This is a genomic window from Halovibrio salipaludis, assembly GCF_002286965.1.
GTDB lineage: Bacteria > Pseudomonadota > Gammaproteobacteria > Pseudomonadales > Oleiphilaceae > Halospina > Halospina salipaludis.
Genome location: NZ_NSKD01000004.1, coordinates 187,787 through 204,162 on the forward strand (window position 1 = coordinate 187,787; position 16,376 = coordinate 204,162).

A 16,376-nucleotide genomic window follows, 5' to 3' on the forward strand; every position below is an offset into this window, starting at 1 on the left:
TTCCGGTCAGGGCTCGAGCGGCAGGTACAGACGGAAGGTGGCCCCACGCCCCTCGGTGCTGACCAGATCCACGGTGCCGCCATGGCGCTCGGCTACTGTCTGAACAAAGGCCAGACCCAGGCCCGCCCCGTGCGGGGCGCCCATCTCCTGGTTCTGCTGTCGGCGGAACCGCTGGAACACTAGGGGCTGGTCCTCGGGGGCAATGCCTGGCCCCTGATCCGCTACCGCCACAATGCCATAGCCTCCGGCTTTCTCTACTGTAACCGCCACTTCCGTGGATTCAGGGCTGTACTGCAGGGCATTGGTCAGCAGGTTGATCACGGCCCGCTCCAGCAGTTCCGCATTGCCCTGCAGCCATAGATCCTCTTCTCCCTCCAGCTCGATCCGGATCTCCCGACTTTGGGCCTGCTGCTGCACGGCGTCCACGGCATTCTCGGCAATGGTCAGCAGTTCGCATTCATAGAAGCGTTTCTCAGTGAGGTCCTCGGCGCGAGCCAGCTGGACAAACTCCTCCGCGAGTTCATAGCTGCGCCGGGCCAGGCGGGCGATCTGGCCCAGTGTCTCCGGGGCGGCGTGACGGTTCTCGCGCTGGAGCTGATCGAGCAATGCCAGCTGCGAGACCAGGGGGGACCGCATGTCGTGGGAGATGAAATCAATCGCCTCGCGATACTGGCGCTGGCGCTCACGCAGATCGGTGATGTCCGAGAAGTTGGCAATCAGGCCGGGTTGGCGCCAGGGGCTGCGGCCGAACGGCGTCAGGTGGAACAGCAGGGTCCGCTGCCCGAGTGACAGTTCCGCGGTGAGAGGCGTGCCCCCGGTGAGTACCGACAGGACGGCGTCGCGCCAGTTCCGGGTTCCGGATGGCGGGGTCGTATGGGGCACGGACCCCGCCAGAAGACGGGGCAGTGGCATGCCCTGAAGGCTCTCGCGGGGGGTACCGAACCAGTCGGCAACGCGCCCGTTGACGAACTCGATCACGCCCAGGGCGTCGGTGACAATGACCCCGTCCGGCATGCGCTCAAAGCCCGTACCGATGAAGCGGCGCATGCCGGCGAGGTTGAGCGCGGCGGCATGGACGCGCTGGATACGGCGTGACAGTCGTTCACGGCTGGTTTTAATGACAGCGTGTGCGCTCCCGGCATGCAGGGGCAGGCGGTCCAGGTAGGCGCGCCGTGCATCGTCCGTACCGCTTGCGGGCCAGACCAGTCCCAGTTCATGCCAGGCCCCATTGCGGTGGAAGCGGACACGGCTGGTGGTGGCCTCGTGCTGCCATTTACCGGGTTGCTGGAACTGGTGGGTGGTCACCGGAGACTGCCCACGTACCGCTTGCCCCTCGGTAACAAGCCAGCCATCCCGTGCGCCCAGCAGTTCCTTCAGGTGTTCCAGAAGGCGAGCGGGGGCGGTATCCGCAAGCTCGCTGGTGGGTACGTTGCGCTCATGGCCGAGCGCGTCCAGCTGGCGGTTGAGGAAATGGGTGAGCAGCGCCAGGCGTTCCGCCGTCCAGAGGGGAAAGGCCAGTGCCGCCACCACTGCTGGCGCCGAAGGGGGCATCCACAGCTGGAGCCAGCGCATGGTAAGGGCGCTGAGCAGCAGGGGCAGGGCGGTCAGCCCGACGCTGAGCAGCAGTGTGCGCGTCGGCCGCATGCGCGGGAATGCCAGTGTGATCAGCAGGATGATGCCGATGCCGGTAGCGGCCACAGGCCACAGTGATACCGGCTGGATCAGCCGATTCCGGGCCATGGCGGCATAGGTGTTGGCGTGGAACTCCACCCCGGTCAGGGGGTTGCCGCGCCCGGACAGGGGCGTGGGCAGGACATCGCCAAAGCCGGCGGCGGTGTGGCCCACAAAGAGCGTGCGGCCGGCAAGGCGGGAATCCGGTACCCGGCCTTTCAATACGTCAATATAGGAAAAGCGCGGAATCGCACCGGTCGGGGTGAAGGGAACATGGACACGGTGGCTGCGTACGTTCACATAGGGCGCCGCCTGTTCCGTCGCCGCGGGTGCCTGGCGCTGGATTCCGGCCTGCATGGCCACGGCATCGGCGAGGCTGGGCCAGGTGGCTTCTCCCAGGCCCTGGCGCCGGAAAAGCGTGCGGGCGATGCCATCGTCGTCCAGTTCCGCGTGCACATGGCCCAGGGCCGCGGCGGCCCGGGTCAGCCGGGCCGTTGGCAGGAATTCCCGCAGCGGCATGTCACTGTCTCCCGGGAATATATGCAGGGGCAGGATCACGTTGCCATGGCGCTCCATGGCCTCGGCAAGAAGCCGGTCGTCGTGACCGTTTTCCGAGGGCTCGGTAAACAGGATATCCAGTGCGATGGGCCCGGCGCCGGCCTCATCCAGGCGGTCGATCAGGCTGGCATGGCGGTGGCGCGGCCAGGGCCAGCGCCCCAGGGCTTCGAGGCTCTTCTCATCAATGGCGACAATGGCCAGGTCGTCCGGTGGCGTGACCGGCATCAGGCGGATGAAGGTGTCGTGCAGCCAGAAGTCCAGCCGCTGGGTGGCGGAGGTACTGAGCAGAAGAACCAGCACCGCGAGCAGGGGCAGGGCGAGATGCCAGCGTGCCAGACGGCGGGAGGGCAGCAGCTCGGCGGTTTCCATAGTATGGAAGATCCCTTCCGGTTCGTGGTTCATTCCACGGCGATTTCGCGAACCTCTCCCCAGTCACTGTGCATGGGTGGTGGAGCCAGGCCCTTAACGCGCACATGATAGCGCTCTCCGGGGGCCAGGCGCATCCGGGTTTCGGGTTCACTGACCTCCTGGTCCTGAACGATGCGCTCAAAATCACGGTCTTCGGCGATCTGAATGCGGTAGCCATCGGCATTGTCGACGCTCTGCCAGTACAGGTTGACGCGGTCGTCGATGGTATTGGCGCTGATGACACGGGTAGCGTCCAGGCTGCCGGCAAGCCTGAAACAGTTCACCGGGCTGGTCGCCGTGCTATCGCCGCCGGCGCGTGTTGCCACCCGCCAGCAATACTGGCCCGGCTCCAGTGGTTCATTCACGCGTGCGCTGTCACCGGTTTCCCAGGTACTGGTGGCGATGGTTTCCTCGAATGCGGCCGAGCGTGCCACTTCGACACGGGCCTGCTCGGAGTCGCCCTGGAGAGACCACTCGAATTCCGGTTGCCCCTGTTTCACGGTGGCGTCCTGGGCGGGGGTCTGCAGCGTTGCCGGCCGAGCCTGCAGGGGGACCTCGGATTCAAGGCCGTCCGCGTTCGAGGCGAGCTGTGATGTGGGTGGCAGGGGCCGGATCACCGGCTCTGAGCCGGGTCCGGGCGAAAGGAAGGCGGAATAGCCTTCGCGGATCGGTTGCATGTCCTGGCGGGTGCCGAACCAGACTTCGCCCTCCCGCACTTCCAGGAGGGTGCCGTCCTCGCGGGCTTCGAGGCCGAAACGGGTGCCACGCACGGCGGCCACGGCGGAAGGCGTATGGATCTCGAACCGCGAACCGTTCTCTTCCGTGGGTTCCACATGTGTTTCGATGCGGCCCTGCTTCAGGTTCATGCGGGTATCGGCCATGGCACCACGGCCATACTGGGTCAGGCGGTTGAACTGCAGGCGGGAGTCCGGCTCGATGGCCAGCGTGGAGCCGTCCGCCAGCCTGATGCGGGCATAGCCATCACTGGCGGTGCGTACGCCATCACCGACGTTCAGGCGGTCGCCTTCGTCCAGCAGATCCCGGGTGCCTTCCGGGTGACTGGTCCGCCAGGCCTGGCCACGCACCGCAATTGCCCTGGCCGGTCTGGGGCGGCGTTCCAGCCACTGAACGGGCACCTGGAGCGTGTTGCCGGGCTCCAGCGCTGCATCCCGTGCCCGGCCGTTGTAACCCATGAGCTGGCCGGCATTGCGGTTTTCAGAGAGGAGGCGGTCGGCGATGGCGGCTGGGGTGTCATCGGGTTTGATGGTGTAGGTCCAGTCGCCATCGGAATCCGCGGGGGCCGGTGCCAGGGTCAGCTCCGCGTTGGCGGAACCGCGCGCAACATCGCCGCTGGCGGGCATGGCGCAGAGTACCATTGCGGCCATCACGAAGGGCCACAGACGGATTGGTCCGCGTGCTGCTGAACTGGTTGCGACTGCCTGCTGCCCCATGGAACTCCAACCTGCCTTCAGGCGCTCTCGGCCTCCTGGTCCACCGCTTCCAGCCGATAACCGCGCTGGTAGATCGTCTTGATGCGGTAGCCGTTCTCCGGCTTGATGCCCAGCCGCCGTCTCAGGCGGCTCATGTGTGTGTCCACGGTCCGTGTGTTGATGTCACTGGATACGCCCCAGACCCGCTCAAGGAGCATTTCTCGGGTGAGCAGCCGGCCCTGGTTCTGGAACAGGAACAGGGTCAGGTCGAAATCCTTGTCCGTCAGTTCGATCAGTTCACCGTGGCAATGGATGGTGCGCCTGGTGGTATCGATAACGAAGGGCCCGAAGACCAGCTCTTCCTTTTCCACTTCCGGATGAACCCGACGCAGCAGCGCCCGAACCCGTGCCAGCAGCTCGCCCGGGCGCAGCGGTTTGGCCAGGTAGTCATCGGCACCGGCGTCCAGGGCCTGGATGATGTCCTGTTCGCTGTCGCGCTGGGTCACGAACAGTACCGGTATGGGCCAATCCAGGTTGAGCCGGACCTGGCGCAGAACCTCGATCCCATCGATGTCAGGAATCTGCCAGTCGAGAATCAGCAGGTCATAGCTTTTGTGGGTGACAGCACTGAGAAACGCCTGCCCGGTCGGGAAACAGTCGCACTGTTTCCCGTCCTTCTCCAGCAGCTCCGCGATGCGGTCCGCCTGTTCCTGCTCGTCCTCCAGCAGTGCAATGCGCATAGGCCCCCCAGGTTCCTTCAATCATCGTTCCACAGGCCAATCTCGTGGTGCAGTTGTTGAAATGTTGTAAAGGGTAACATGGAACACGGTCACCGCTTTCTCAAGGTGTTGGCACGTTTTTCTGAAATCCTGTCAAACGGCACGGGTGTCGGGTCTCCCGTCACGGTCCGGTACCGTGGTGCGGCAGCCAGGGTATCGGCTGCAGCCCCAGAAGGGGCCGTTACGTCCATTGCGGCGGACCAGTGGCGCATAGCAATAGGGGCAGGGCACCGGCGCCTGGTCCATGCCATCCGATGTCCCCTCAGCCTGCGCCTGCGGTTCATCCTGGGGGTCCGGCTGCTCTGTGATGCGGCGCGTTCCCTTGCATCCGGGAAAGCGCGAACAGGACCAGAATTCCCCATAAGGGCCACTGCGCCGGCGCATCGGGGCTCGGCAGCGTGGGCAGTGGACACCGGTCTGTTCCGGTTCCGGTGGGGCGAAGGCGCTGCGGGCGGGTTCGATCAGGGTGCGGATGTCGCTGGCGAGCTGGGTCAGGAAGGCGTCTGTGTCCGCCTCGCCCTGGCGGATGGCTTCCAGCCGGGATTCCCAGATGGCGGTGCGGTCCGGGGTGGTCGCGTCTTCCGGCAGGCCATCGATCAGGGCACGACCCTTGCCTGTGGCATGGATGGAGCGGCCTTCACGGTACAGGAAGTCCCGGTTGAAAAGAGTCTGGATAATGGCCGCACGGGTGGCTTCCGTGCCCAGGCCGTCGGTCTCGCGAAGGGTGCGGCGCAGGGCCTCGTCTTTTACAAAGCGGGCGATGCCGGTCATGGCCGAGAGCAGTGAGGCGTCCGTGAACGGCAGAGGGGGCCGGGTGGTTTTCTCCAGGCAGCGGGCCTCGTGGCAATGGACTGGTGTGCCGGGATCCAGCCGCGGCAGGGGGGCTTTGGGCGTTTCCGCTTCCTGGCGGCGCTGAACGGGTTCCAGCCGTTTCCAGCCCGCGTACAGCAGGCCGGTCTCCCGAGCCCGGAAATGCTCGCCGGCAATGGTCGCGCTCAGGTGCCCCTCGCGGTGGATGGCGTCGTGCTCGAACTGCATCAGGTAGAAACGGGCCACCAGGTCGTAGACGGCCCGCTCGTTGGTGCTGAGCTTCTGCAGGTCCATTACCCGGCGGGTTGGGACGATGGCGTGGTGAGCGCCGACCTTGCCGTCGTCCCAGGCCCGGCTGCGGCGGCTGGGATTTTCCGGCACGCCCTCGGGGGCCAGATCCGGGAGGTTGCGCTGGATGGCTTCGAGCAGTTCCTGGCGGTCCTCCCAGTGCGCTTCGGGCAGGTAGCGGCAGTCCGAGCGCGGGTAGGTGATGAGGCGGTGTTTCTCGTAGAGGGACTGGGCGGCGCTGAGCACCTGCTCGGCACCCAGCCCGTAGCGCTTGGCGGCCGTGATCTGGAGCACGGAGAGTGAGAGCGGCAGCGGTGGTGCCTCGTTGCGTTCGCGGAAGCGGGCGTCCGTGATCTCGCCATCCTGCCCGGTGACCTTCGCTTTCACGTCCTCGGCGGGTCTGCGCCGGAGCAGGCGGCCTTCCTCGTCGATATGGGTGGAATGCGCCTCACCGGGCTGCCAGCGGGCCCGGAACAGGGCGTCCGGCGTGTCCGGCGGGGCCAGGGCGGCATCCAGCTGGAACCAGGGCGTGGGCTCGAAGTCCTCAATGGCCCGGTCCCGTGCGACCACCAGCCCGAGAACAGGCGTCTGGACCCGGCCCACTGAGAAGACTCCCTCCTTGCCCTGCTGCTGGTGGTGAAGGGTGTAGGCGCGGCTCAGGTTGATGCCGTAGAGCCAGTCCGCGCGCTGGCGCGCTTCCGCTGAGGCCTTGAGCGGGGCGAAGCGCTGGTTGCTGCTCTCCTCCTCGAGGGCGCGGCGTACTGCGGGCGGGTTGAGGTCGTTGATGAGCACTCGCCGGACCGGGCCGGACACGCCACACCATTCCAGTACCTCATCCACCAGCAGCTGGCCTTCCCGATCCGGGTCGCCGGCGTGGATGACCTCCTGCGCTTGAGCGGTCAGCCGCTCAAGCACCGTCAGCTGGTCGCGGACGTCCTCTTTGGGCCGGCGCTGCCAGTCTTCCGGGATCATGGGCAGCAGGTCCATGCGCCAGCGCCGCCATTCCGGGCGGTAATCCCCGGGTTCAATGGGCTCCAGCAGGTGACCCACGCACCAGCTCACGTATACCCCGCCGCCACAGTCCAGGTAGCCCTGCCGGCGCTGGGGGCTGTTGGTGATGGCGGTGGCAATGGCGCGGGCGAGCGAGGGCTTTTCCGCAATATAGAGGCGCATTCGGGCTCCTGCCGGACGCTGTGCTAGACTCGACGGCGCATTGTAACGAATCCGCGGACGCCGGAGGTGGCATGTCGCTGCATTCCCAGATCGAGTCCCTCCTGACGGAGCATTTCAGTCCCGAAGTGCTCTCTGTGGAGAATGAAAGCCACCAGCACGCGGTGCCGCCCAACTCCGAGACCCACTTCAAGGTGGTGATGGTGGCGGAGGCGTTTGAGGGCAAACGCCGTGTGGGGCGCCATCAGGCGGTCTATGGCGCGCTGGATGAGCCGCTGAAGCAGGGCGTCCACGCGCTCACGCTGCATCTCTACACTCCGGACGAATGGCAGTCCCGCGAGAGTGGGGCGCCTGACTCCCCGCCCTGCATGGGCGGATCCCAGGCCGGCTGAGGAGGCGCAAATGAGCCAGTTCTTCGAGATCCACCCGGAAACCCCGCAGCCCCGGCTGGTGCGCCAGGCCGTGGAGATCCTGAAAAAGGGCGGCGTGATCGCCTACCCCACGGATTCCGCCTACGCGTTCGGCTGTGCGCTGGGCGAGAAAAAAGCGGCTGAACGCATCAAGTGGCTGCGCAACCTGGACGACAAGCACAATTTCACCCTGGTGTGTAAGGACCTGTCGGACATCGGCCCCTACGCCAAAGTGGACAACGTCCAGTTCCGGCTCCTCAAGTCCCACACACCGGGGCCCTATACCTGGATTATGGACGCCACCAGTGAGGTACCGCGCCGGCTGCTGCATCCCAAACGCCGCCAGATCGGCATCCGCGTGCCGGATAACCGCATTGTGGAGGCGCTGGTGGCGGAGATGGGCGAACCCATCATGAGCTCAACCCTGCTGATGCCGGGTGACGAGTGGCCCATGAGTGATGCCGAGGAGATCCGTGACCGCCTGGAGCACCATGTGGATCTGGTGATTGAGGGCGGTTACTGCGGGCGCGAGCCGACCACGGTTGTGGACCTGTGTGGTGACGTACCCGTGCTGCTGCGTGAGGGCAAGGGCGACGTTACGCCGTTCCAGTAGGAATGAAGCCGGTCAGGCCGGCTGGTTGAAGCGGATCTCGAAGCCGGCCGCCGGATCCTGACCCTGGCCGGATTCATCGGTCATGACCTGCTTGCGCAGTTCCTGGTAGCGGTGGGCAATGTCCTGGAGGCGGTTGTTCTCCGGGCTTTCGCTTACAAGACTCTCCAGCATCGAATTGCCTTCCCCGTAGGCCTGGGAGATGCGTGAGACGTTCTCCAGATACTCCACCGTGGGCTGGTTGGTGCTCAGGCGGTTGAAAGCGGCCTTGAAGGCCCGGTTCTGGTTGAGGTCGTTCTCGATGCGGTCCCGGGTCTCCTGGGGAATCTGGGCTTCCATCTCGATGTCCCCCAGATTGTTGCGCCGCACCGCCATCCGAGTGCCAAGATCCACCTCCAGCTCCTGAAGCTTGGTGCCGATGGTTTCCTTCACAAAACCACTGTCCCGCGCCACAGCATTCTTGAACTCCTGCATGGGCAGATCCGCCAGGCTGACATTGCTGCCACCACGGTCTTGCAGCGTCACGCGTTCGTCGGCAATGGAGGTCGCCGTCTTGGCCGGCGCGGGCTCGCTCCCAGGGGCCTGCTGCGGTGCTTTCTGCTGCGCCCCGCTGGTCTCAGTGCCCTGAATGGCCCGGGCCCCGAAGTTCAGTGCCGCATCCAGAATACCCATGATCGGTTCACTCCTGGCAGAGGTTTGCCGGTTTTCCGTCGTTCACGGGCAGGGGTATGCAGGATTCAGGCCAGAATATGGTGCCCCCGGCAGGATTCGAACCTGCGACCTACGCCTTAGGAGGGCGTCGCTCTATCCGGCTGAGCTACAGGGGCGGGGAGAGGTGCGTATGGTAGCGGGCTCTGCATCCGGCATCAAATCATGTTGTTGCCGGCGGTGACTGGGCCGGCCTAGACTGCCCCTCTTTCCATGTTTCCCGGGGGTAGGCTTGCGGGGTTCCATCATCATGCCGGTGCTCAATGAAGCTGCGGCCATAGGCGCCACACTGGAAACGCTGCAGCCGCTCCGGGCTGCCGGGTGGGAGGTGATCCTGGCGGATGGGGGCAGTAGCGATGGCACCCACGACGCCGCTGACGGCCTGTTTGACCGGTGGATTGAAGCCCATCCCGGGCGTGCCCGGCAGATGAACGCCGGTGCGGCAGCGGCAAGCGGGGAGATTCTGTTGTTCCTGCATGCGGATACCCGCTTTCCCGTCGATGCGTTGGATTGGCTGGAACGGTTTGCGGCCAGTGACCGGCTCTGGGGGCGCTTTGATGTGCGCCTTTCCGGGAACCGGCCCCTGTTCCGGGTGATCGCCTGGTTCATGAACCAGCGTTCCCGGCTGACCGGCGTGGCCACGGGGGATCAGGCCATTGTCGTGCGCCGCAGCCTGTTTGAGCGGGTAGGCGGCTACGAGCCGATTCCGCTGATGGAAGACGTGGCGTTGTGTAAAGCACTGCGGTGCCACTCCCGCCCCTACTGCATTCGGGCTTCGGTAATCACGGACAGCCGTCGCTGGGAGGTGAACGGTCCCTGGCGTACCATCGTACTCATGTGGCGTCTGCGCTGGGCCTACTGGCGGGGAGTGGACCCGAAGGAGCTGGCCCGGCGCTATCGCAGCTGACATGGAACGGAACAGGGAACAATAATAATGCAGCACCCACCTGCGTTGATGCAGTTCGCCAAATGGCCCCAGAAGGGCCAGGTCAAAACCCGCCTTGCCGCCGAGCTGGGGGAGCGCAAGGCACTGGAAGCCCACATTGTTCTGACCGATACGGTCCTGAAGAGCCTGATGGACAGCGGCTACCCGCTGACGTTCTGGTGGGACCGGGATATGACGGAGACCCCGATTGAAGCGGAAGGCATTCTCCTGCGCCTGCGCAAGGGCGGGATTCCGCAACGTGTCCAGCAGGGCACGGATCTCGGGGAGCGCATGGCCAACGCGCTGGATGAGGCGATTGCCCATGCCGGCGCGGGCATGATTGTGGGCAGTGACTGCCCGGCGGTGACACCGGATTACGTGCGAAGGGCGGCGCAGACACTGGAAACGGCGGATGTGGTGATTGGCCCCTCGAACGACGGCGGCTTTGTCCTGATCGGCGCGAAACGATCCGTGCCGGGCATGCTGGACGGGCCCGCCTGGGGCAGCGCACAGGCGCTGGAACAGACCCATTCGGTTCTCCACGAAAAAGGGCTCCGGGTGGAATGCCTGGAGCCCCTCTGGGATGTGGACGAGCCCGAAGACTGGGCGCGCTTTCAGCGCCTGCGCTGAAAGTACAGGCTCAGGCCCTGGCCGACCAGGCTCTGGGTGCCGGTGCCGAAGGCCTGGGCCTGGAGCTGGCGCACCACGGGCGCGGTGGCCAGATTGGCACCGTCCGTATCCCGGGCGCGCAGCAGTTTCCAGTCCACCTCACTGCTGAGGTTGTCCATCAGCGCGTGCAGCTGATTGCCGTCCTCCGGGAAGAACCATCGCTTGCGGCACCCGGCCGTGGCGTAGAAATCCGGCTCGTTCAGCAGTTCCTGGTAGGCTTCATGCTGCGGGTTGTTGAGGATCATCCGGCGCAGGCGCCGCAGTGTCTCGGTGGTCGGCTGCAGGCGGTGGCGCTCCATCATCCGGCGCAGTGCCACATCCACGCGGCTGGCGCCGTGCTCACCGGTGTGGATGTGCAGCAGCCCGCCGCTGCCCAGCGCCTGCTGGGCGAGCGTCTTGATGGGCGTGCCGTCATGGCCCTCTGACGGAAGCTGGCGGATTTCCACCATCTGCACCTGGTTGCCGTCCTGGATGAAACGCGTGGCCAGTGAATAGGGCCAGAAGACGATATTGCTGAGGCCCTTTTCCTGCGCCAGACGGTTGCCGTGGGCCAGCCCCGCCAGGTTCTCATCCACCGCGACCACCTCCACATCGGTGAAGTAGTGGGCCAGCTCCATGGCGTGCTGGCCGGAACCGGCGCCGATCACCAGGATGCGGACGGTCTCCGGCCAGCTGCTGGTGTCGATGCCCAGACTCTGTGCCAGTTCCTGCTTCAGCGGCTGCTCATGGTGGATCCGCAGGTTGTGCCAGCAGGGCCAGGCATGGGGAAGGTCCGCGCGGGCCAGGGCCAGCTCATCCTGCTTCTCCTCGAACTGCTGCTTGTAGGCCTCTTCGTCAGCCTTGTGGTAATAGGTCTCCGCCATCAGCGGCTGCATGCCCTCCGGCCAGTCCGCCAGGGCGAGACGCCCGATGTGCTGGGCATAGCTCTGATGGAAAAGGGCGCCGTAAAGACTGCGCACGATCAGGCCGGCGGCCACATCCTCCGGCTGGAAGGTCTCGCGCAGCTCCACCTTGAGGTTGGCGTCCAGTTCCTGGATGAAGGTTTCTTCCTCTTCCGTCACCACCTGCGCGTAGCCGGTACGCGTGGCGTAGCGGCTCAGGGCCATGGCCAGGCGCTGGCGGGATTCATACAGCTCGCCGGTATCGCGGATCTCGAGAAGGAGGGCGCGGCGGGTGCGGGTGACAAGCTTCTCCAGTTCCGCATCCACCAGCAGCGTTTTTTCCAGCGCGAGCAGCAGGAGCTCGTCGGAGCAGACCGCATCCAGAAGCCAGTCGCCGGGCGCCACGTCTTCCGCGTACTGCTGGCGCAGGATCCGGGTGACGAAGCGGCTCAGCTCCTGGTGTGGCAGGCCGGGGTGGGCGAGAAGGCGGATGGCATCCTGTGCCAGAGCCTGGTCCGCCTGGTGGACTTCGAGATGCTGGGTGCATTCGAGCATGCCGGCGTAGACGGAGTCCCACGCCAGGCCGTGATCGAGAAGGGCACGGTAATGCAGGAACGCCTGGTCGAACCGCTGCTGCTGGCGTAGGGCATAGGCTTTGCCGGCAAAGGCGGGGGCGGACTGGCGGTCCTGGGCCAACGCCTCGTCAAACCACTGTTCCGCCCGTTCCGGCTCGCCGTTCATCAACGCCAGGTAACCCAGGTTAGCCAGCGTTTGGGCCGAACCGGAATCGGCCCGGTAAGCACGCTCCAGCAGGGAGGCCGCCTCGTCCAGTTCGCCATCATCCATGGCCACACGGCCCATGAGGCTGAGTGCCTGGGCATGATCCGGCTGATGGGAAAGCACCACATTGAGCGCCTCCCGGGCCTGTTGCCGCGCGTGCACCCGCATGCCGTTGCCGGTATCGGGGCTGTTCGCGTAGCGGTAAAGCTCGTTCGCCTGCAGCAGACGGCGCGCAATGGCCGCTTCCTGCTCGCGGGTGACCTGGTCCAGTTGGGAATGCGCCTGCATGTTGCCCCCTTAGTGGTTCTGGTTGTTCCGGTTTAACCCTGCAGCAGCTGCAGGACCTGCTGCGGCTGCTCGTTGGCCTGTGAAAGAACGGAAAGACCTGCCTGCTGGAGGATCTGCCCTTTCGAGAGATTCGCGCTTTCCTCGGCGAAGTCCGCGTCTTCAATCCGCGAGTTTGCCTCCTGGAGATTGGCGCTGGCATCGCGTTGGTTGCTGATGGTGGACTCGAAGCGGTTCTGTACGGCACCCAGCTGCGCCCGTTGGCTGTTGACCTGGGTGAGGGCGTTGTCCACGGCCACAATGGCCTCGTTGGCGCCCTCTGTGGTGGAAATGTCCACGTAGCGCATCAGCTGGCTTTCTTCGTCATTGCCGTAGGTGCCAGTCTGGAAGCCGGCGTTGCCCGGGTTGCCGTTGGTGTCGATTTCAATGCTGCCTGCGGATTCGAGATTGACCGAGGCACGCTGGATCTGCTGTTCCCCGTTGCCTTCATTCGCGTCATTCAAAAATCCGAAATCCTCAGCGCTATAAGATGCAGGGGGCGCGTTGTTGTCTGTGAAATCATTGATGACAACATTGCGTCCATCTTCCGCTACAAGCTGGAAGGTCTGTTCCCCATCGGCATCGGTCAGCGTTTCCGCACGTACCCCCGTGGTCCCGGAACGGGCGTTGATGGCGCCTGCGATGGCGTTCTGACGCTGTTCCACCGAGGCCTCGCCGTCAAACTCAACGTCAATACTCGTACCATTTATCTGGAAACTGACATCGGCAGGATTATTGTTACCTGAGGGCCCGGAAGGGCCTGTGACTTCGTCACCCCGGATGATGGTTGGGGTTGCACTGGCAGTAACGCCGGTTTCTTCAAAGTCGGCATTGATGGCGGCGGCCTTCGCAATGGCGCTGGTTTCCGGTTCCGGTGACGCGCCGTCATCCTCGGCCTTACTGGCCCGGATACTTACTCCATTTATGACCAGCTCATCATTCTCCAGCTTACTATCCGATACCGGGGCACCGACGGCTCCGCTGTTGCTGCCGCTGAAAGTACCTTGCTGGAAGCCGGCACGATTGATTTCACCCTGCGAGGATAGGTTGATCTCACTACCGTTTTCGGAAATCAGGCTGTAGGTGCCCCGGAAGGTCTCTGTTTCATTGCCATTGGTATCTTTAAGCCCAAACGCAGCGGCCAGGTTTTCGTTCGGAATGGTGTTGCCGCCGTTATTCTGGATATTGTTGTTGTTACTGAAATCCAGCGTTATGTTGCGGCCATCGCTCGCAATAAGATCGACCCCGTCCGCCGGGTCATCCTCGAAAACCGCTTCTACAGAGTCATCGGTCTGGTTGTTGATGGCCTCTGAAACTGTGGTCAGGAAATCGTCAGGGTTTTCGGTGGTGCGTTCCGGTAGGTTGACCGTTTGCCCATTCAGTTTCAGCTGGGTCGCGTCTGCAGGCAGGGGATCAGTGTCGGTGGCGTCAATTGATGAGCCCTCCAGTGTGGTTTTGTTGGGTTCGGCCCGAACACCAGTGAAGGTGGTTTTGTCGTTGACCGCCGCTGCCCTAGCAATTGCACTCTGTGCCTGTTCGTCGACAGAGGCATTGTCATTCCGCTCCGTTGGAGCGTCGATGCTGACGCCATTGATGACCAGGTCGCCATCCTCCATGTCATTGTCGGCGGTGCCGGTGGCAAAAGAGGTCAGACCGTCGTCCGGCGCGCTGCCCATGTTATCCAGTGTGGAGCCGACCAACCCCATATCGATGGTTTCGCTGCTGTTTGCGCCGATCTGGAAGAATGCGTTCTCAAAGGAGCCATCAAGGAGGTTAGCGCCGTTGAAGTTGGTTTCGTCAGAGACCCGGTTCAGTTCCTTTTTGAGCTCCTGAACCTCCTGGTTCAGCGCCTCGCGATCCTGCGCCGTATTGGTGGCGTTGGCGGACTGGAGCGCCAGTTCGCGGATGCGCTGCAGGCTGTCCGTCATGCTGCCCAGCGCGCCCTCGGCGGTCTGGGCGAGAGATACGCCGTCATTAGCGTTACGGATGGCCTGGTCGAGCCCCGTTACCTGGGACTGGAACCGGGTGGAAACGGCGATACCCGACGGGTCATCCCCGGCGCCGTTGATGCGCAGCCCTGAGGAAAGCCGCTCCAGCGCCTGCTCATACTGCCCCTGGCTCTGCGTCAGATTACGCTGCGCGTTCAGGGACGGTATATTGGAGTTGATCATCTGAACCATGGCTCATCCGCTCCGCTTGCTCAGCCCGTTACCCCTGAATCAGCTGCAGCACTTGCTGCGGCCGCTGATTGGCCTGGGAAAGTACCGAGAGACCGGCTTGCTGCAGAGTCTGGGTGCGCGAGAGTTCGGCGGATTCTTGCGCGAAATCAGCATCCTGGATGCGTGAGCGAGCCGCGTTCAGGTTCTCGGAGCCGGATTCCAGATTGGCGATGGTGCTTTCGAAGCGGTTCTGGACGGCGCCCAGGTCTGCGCGGATGCCGTTGATATTGGTCAGCGCGGCGTCGACCGCAAGGATGGCCTCGTTAGCGCCCTCGACGGAGGAGATATCGATGGTTTCGACGTTCTTTTCTTCATCCACTTCAATGAGATTGTTGGAGAAGCCAAGGAGGTCAGCGCCGTCGTCATTCAGAGTGATGTTTTCGGCGGACTGCAGGGTGATATCGCCCCGGTAAGTGTAGGTGTTTTCAGCGCTCGCTGTATTAGTTGCTGTATCCTCAGAAAATTCTCCATTTCCGATGAAAGCAGAATCCAGCGTTAGAGCTTCCCCGCTGTCATTGTTGATCTCCATATCTTCATTGATTTCAATATTGCGACCGTCTTCTGCGGTGAAAACCAGCTCATCGTCAGCATTGACGCGGGCGCGGACCCCTGTTTGGTCCGTGGATGCATTGATGCGATCAGCCGCCTCGGTCAATGAAAGTTCAGTGTTGTTCTCATTGAAATTCTCTTCCAGAACTCGCTGATCATTTATTGTTAGACTGTATTTACCAGTGTCGTTTTCATTATCAGCTCCACCAAAGACTGCGAGTGCTGAACCTTCATTGGCGGTATTTCCTGGGTCAATACCGGGAACTGCTTTGCTTGTTTCCGCGAGGGCTTCTACGCCATCAATTGAGCTGCCATTAATCGCTGCAGCTTTTGCATAGGCACTGTCTGCTTCATCCTGTCCTGGAAGGGTTCCAGTAAAACGCTCCGAAGGTTCGACCACTTCGCCGTTTATTTCTAGGCCATTGTTTGAGTCGATTTCAGTAGTACTGACGCCCGTATAGGTTTCAATTCCGCCTCGAGTGGTGGTGATATCGTTTCCACCATCAACCGCATCAGTCTGTTCAACATCACTCGCTTGATTCACAACCGAGCCCATCTGATTCGGCTGTGCCGTATCAATTGAAACCCCGATCGTCTGGTTGGCGTTGGCCCCGATCTGGTACTGCTCGTCGGTGTAGCTGCCATCCAGTACTTTCAGGCCATTGAATTCCGTCTCATCCGCGATACGGCCAATCTCTTCTTTAAGCTGTGAGACCTCGGCCTGCAATGCATCCCGGTCAGACTGGGAGTTGGTTGCGTTGGCTGACTGAATGGCCAGCTCACGGATCCGCTGCAGTGAGTTGGCAGACTCGCCGAGCGCACCTTCCGCTACCTGCGCCAGTGAAGTACCATCGTTCGCATTCCGCACCGCCTGATCCAGCCCGTTGATCTGCGCTGTGAACCGCTCGGAGATCGCCAGCCCCGCCGCGTCATCCTTGGCGGAGTTGATGCGCAGGCCGGAGGACAGGCGCTCCAATGCGGTATCACCTTCGCCCTGGGTGTTGTTCAGATTACGCTGCGCGTTGATGGACGCGATGTTGGTGTTGATGACCTGAGGCATGGTTTTCCCCTCCGTCCTGGTCCGATCAAAGATTGTTCGCCTGAGGCCGTATAAGCGAAGGGTGTGCCAATCTGTTCTTTTTATCTCCAGTTGTCTGTTTATAAAAAGAAAAACCGATTTTTGGGGT

Annotated in this window: 12 protein-coding genes and 1 tRNA gene; 4 read left to right on the top strand and 9 right to left on the bottom strand. The window is 63.2% G+C overall.

Annotation, left to right across the window (positions count from 1 at the left end; all coding sequences use genetic code 11):
• Positions 1-6: 6 nt before the first annotated feature.
• From CK501_RS11065 to CK501_RS11080, 4 genes are all read right to left on the bottom strand, one after another.
• Positions 7-2,598, bottom strand: coding sequence for a CHASE2 domain-containing protein (locus tag CK501_RS11065; protein WP_095617848.1), 2,592 nt, complete (start codon positions 2,596-2,598; stop codon positions 7-9).
• Positions 2,599-2,627: 29 nt separating this feature from the next.
• Complete coding sequence (locus CK501_RS11070; protein ID WP_095617792.1) at positions 2,628-4,088, bottom strand: FecR domain-containing protein; 1,461 nt, start codon at positions 4,086-4,088, stop codon at positions 2,628-2,630.
• Between the two features lie 17 nt (positions 4,089-4,105).
• Positions 4,106-4,807: a response regulator transcription factor gene (locus tag CK501_RS11075; RefSeq protein ID WP_095617793.1), complete on the bottom strand. Its 702-nt coding sequence runs from the start codon at positions 4,805-4,807 to the stop codon at positions 4,106-4,108.
• A gap of 132 nt (positions 4,808-4,939) precedes the next feature.
• Complete coding sequence (locus tag CK501_RS11080; RefSeq protein WP_095617794.1) at positions 4,940-7,117, bottom strand: DNA topoisomerase III; 2,178 nt, start codon at positions 7,115-7,117, stop codon at positions 4,940-4,942.
• A gap of 71 nt (positions 7,118-7,188) precedes the next feature.
• On the opposite strand from CK501_RS11080, the gene CK501_RS11085 reads away from it, so the two are divergent.
• Both CK501_RS11085 and CK501_RS11090 read left to right on the top strand, forming a co-directional pair.
• Entirely contained in the window at positions 7,189-7,506 is a 318-nt protein-coding gene (locus CK501_RS11085; RefSeq protein ID WP_095617795.1) for a BolA family protein, read from the top strand.
• 10 nt (positions 7,507-7,516) lie between these two features.
• Positions 7,517-8,137, top strand: a complete 621-nt coding sequence (locus CK501_RS11090; RefSeq protein ID WP_095617796.1) for an L-threonylcarbamoyladenylate synthase — start codon at positions 7,517-7,519, stop codon at positions 8,135-8,137.
• Between the two features lie 12 nt (positions 8,138-8,149).
• Here the strand turns inward: CK501_RS11090 and CK501_RS11095 are convergent, their stop codons facing one another.
• A complete protein-coding gene (locus CK501_RS11095; RefSeq protein ID WP_095617797.1) occupies positions 8,150-8,806 on the bottom strand; it encodes a hypothetical protein in 657 nt (218 codons plus the stop codon).
• Between the two features lie 78 nt (positions 8,807-8,884).
• Positions 8,885-8,961: transfer RNA gene (locus tag CK501_RS11100), tRNA-Arg, on the bottom strand.
• Positions 8,962-9,074: 113 nt separating this feature from the next.
• Between CK501_RS11100 and CK501_RS11105 the strand changes: the two genes are divergently transcribed.
• Together CK501_RS11105 and CK501_RS11110 are read left to right on the top strand one after the other, a co-directional pair.
• Positions 9,075-9,749, top strand: coding sequence for a TIGR04283 family arsenosugar biosynthesis glycosyltransferase (locus CK501_RS11105; RefSeq protein WP_233128894.1), 675 nt, complete (start codon positions 9,075-9,077; stop codon positions 9,747-9,749).
• A 27-nt stretch (positions 9,750-9,776) separates the two neighbouring features.
• Positions 9,777-10,397, top strand: a complete 621-nt coding sequence (locus CK501_RS11110; RefSeq protein ID WP_198949487.1) for a TIGR04282 family arsenosugar biosynthesis glycosyltransferase — start codon at positions 9,777-9,779, stop codon at positions 10,395-10,397.
• Here the strand turns inward: CK501_RS11110 and CK501_RS11115 are convergent.
• From CK501_RS11115 to CK501_RS17090, 3 genes are read right to left on the bottom strand one after another with little or no spacing between them, the layout of a single operon-like run.
• Positions 10,382-12,385: a class I SAM-dependent methyltransferase gene (locus CK501_RS11115; protein WP_095617799.1), complete on the bottom strand. Its 2,004-nt coding sequence runs from the start codon at positions 12,383-12,385 to the stop codon at positions 10,382-10,384. The two genes, CK501_RS11110 and CK501_RS11115, sit on opposite strands and share 16 nt — an antisense overlap.
• 32 nt (positions 12,386-12,417) lie before the next feature.
• Complete coding sequence (locus CK501_RS17085; RefSeq protein ID WP_095617800.1) at positions 12,418-14,601, bottom strand: flagellin N-terminal helical domain-containing protein; 2,184 nt, start codon at positions 14,599-14,601, stop codon at positions 12,418-12,420.
• Between the two features lie 28 nt (positions 14,602-14,629).
• A complete protein-coding gene (locus CK501_RS17090; protein ID WP_095617801.1) occupies positions 14,630-16,249 on the bottom strand; it encodes a flagellin N-terminal helical domain-containing protein in 1,620 nt (539 codons plus the stop codon).
• Between the last annotated feature and the right edge of the window lie 127 nt (positions 16,250-16,376).